The following is a 2,464-nucleotide window of genomic DNA, read 5'->3' as shown; positions in this document are numbered from 1 at the left end:
AAGTTGCAGTAACATGCAATGGAGGTCCGAACCAGTTGACGTTGAAAAGTCTTTAGATGAGTTGTGGGTAGGGGTGAAAGGCCAATCAAACCGGGAAATAGCTCGTACTCCCCGAAATGCTTTTAGGAGCAGCGTGGAGGTAGAGTCTGTTAGAGGTAGAGCTACCGATAGGACTAGGGGGAGTCAAATCCTACCAAATCCTGACGAACTCCGAATGCTAACAGATATACTCCGCAGTGAGGGCAAGGGTGCTAAGGTCCTTGTCCGAGAGGGAAAGAACCCAGACCTTCAGCTAAGGTCCCAAAATCTATACTAAGTTGAACTAAGGCGGTCCAGTTGCATAGACAGCCAGGATGTTGGCTTGGAAGCAGCCATTCATTTAAAGAGTGCGTAACAGCTCACTGGTCGAGCGACAGGGCATCGATGATGATCGGGCATTAAGTATAGTACCGAAGCTAAGGCAGTAGTTTACTACTGGGTAGGGGAGCATTCTATTCGGCGATGAAGCAGTCTGGTGATGGATTGTGGAGCGTATAGAAAAGCAAATGTAGGCATAAGTAACGATAAGGCGGGTGAGAAACCCGCCCACCGATAGACTAAGGTTTCCTGATCAACGCTAATCGGATCAGGGTTAGTCGGGACCTAAGGCGAAACCGAATGGTGTAGTCGATGGACAATGGGTTAATATTCCCATACTACCGTATTCAGCGATGGGGTGACGGAGTAGTGAAAGATCCGCGAACTGACGGAATAGTTCGTTAAAGGGTGTAGTTATAGGCTGTGTAGGCAAATCCGCACGGCTTGATGAACCTGATAGTACCACAATGCTTCGGCAGCGTGGATAGTGATCCTAATCAGACTTCCAAGAAAAACCTCTAAGCATATGTATATGGTACCCGTACCGCAAACCGACACAGGTAGTCAAGGAGAGAATCCTGAGGTGCTCGAGTGATCCGTGGCTAAGGAACTAGGCAAAATGGCCCTGTAACTTCGGGAGAAGGGGCGCTTCCTCATGCTTGCATGAGAAGCCGCAGTGAATAGGCCCAGGCGACTGTTTAGCAAAAACACATGGCTTTGCGAAATCGAAAGATAAAGTATAAGGCCTGACACCTGCCCGGTGCTGGAAGGTTAAGGGGGGATGTTATCCGTAAGGAGAAGCATTGAACTGAAGCCCCAGTAAACGGCGGCCGTAACTATAACGGTCCTAAGGTAGCGAAATTCCTTGTCGGGTAAGTTCCGACCTGCACGAATGGTGTAACGATCTGGGCACTGTCTCAGCCACGAGCTCGGTGAAATTGTAGTAGCGGTGAAGATGCCGCTTACCCGCAACGGGACGAAAAGACCCCATGAACCTTTACTATAGCTTCACATTGGTATTGGGTAAATGATGTGTAGGATAGGCGGGAGACTTTGAACCTGCGTCGCTAGGCGTGGGGGAGTCGTTGGTGAAATACCGCCCTTTATTTATCTGATGCCTAATCCAGCAATGGAGACAGTGTGTGGTGGGTAGTTTGACTGGGGTGGTCGCCTCCAAAAGAGTAACGGAGGCTTTCAAAGGTACCCTCAGTACGCTTGGTAACCGTACGTAGAGCGCAATAGCATAAGGGTGCTTGACTGTGAGGCCTACAAGCCGATCAGGGTCGAAAGACGGATATAGTGATCCGGTAGTTCCGCATGGAAGGGCTATCGCTCAAAGGATAAAAGGTACTCTGGGGATAACAGGCTGATCTCCCCCAAGAGCTCACATCGACGGGGAGGTTTGGCACCTCGATGTCGGCTCGTCACATCCTGGGGCTGGAGAAGGTCCCAAGGGTTGGGCTGTTCGCCCATTAAAGTGGCACGCGAGCTGGGTTCAGAACGTCGTGAGACAGTTCGGTCTCTATCTGTTGTGGGCGTAAGAAATTTGAGAGGACCTGTCTTTAGTACGAGAGGACCGAGATGGACTAACCGCTGGTGTACCAGTTGTCCCGCCAGGGGCACTGCTGGGTAGCTACGTTGGGAAGAGATAAGCGCTGAAAGCATCTAAGTGCGAAACTCCCCTCGAGATGAGATTTCTTTATAAGGGACGTTATAGATGATGACGTTGATAGGCTGCAGGTGTAAAGGCAGAGATGTCAAAGCCGAGCAGTACTAATTACCCGTAAACTTTCCGTAGCCACCTACTGACTAGTTCAGTAGGTGGCGCCAAAACACTCTATTGTGTGATACTCTTACAATTAATATGTCAATCCACTGCTGTTATGGTGGTGGATAAGAAATTATAGCTCCATCAAAGGATGAGCTGAAGATTTTATGGTGATTATAGCGGTGGGGTCCACCTCTTCCCTTTCCGAACAGAGAAGTTAAGCCCACTTGCGCTGATGGTACTGCCTTTACCGGTGGGAGAGTAAGTAGTCGCCAGATTTTTATTATGACCTGTATCCTAATCGATACAGGTCTTTTTTTTGCCCTAATATGAAGGGAA

General features: G+C 49.2%; 2 rRNA genes. Both read left to right on the top strand.

Annotated elements, in window-relative coordinates:
- Window positions 1-2,154 (top strand): 23S ribosomal RNA (locus tag JXQ92_RS19185); the annotation flags it as partial.
- Window positions 2,155-2,291: 137 nt separating this feature from the next.
- A 5S ribosomal RNA gene (gene rrf, locus JXQ92_RS19180) occupies window positions 2,292-2,403 on the top strand.
- Window positions 2,404-2,464: the final 61 nt, after the last annotated feature.

Origin of the sequence: Roseivirga sp. (genome assembly GCF_049099775.1) — a bacterium.
Classification (GTDB): domain Bacteria; phylum Bacteroidota; class Bacteroidia; order Cytophagales; family Cyclobacteriaceae; genus Roseivirga.
The sequence above is the reverse complement of the archived record's forward strand: the minus strand, read 5'-3'. Positions and strand labels throughout refer to the sequence as shown.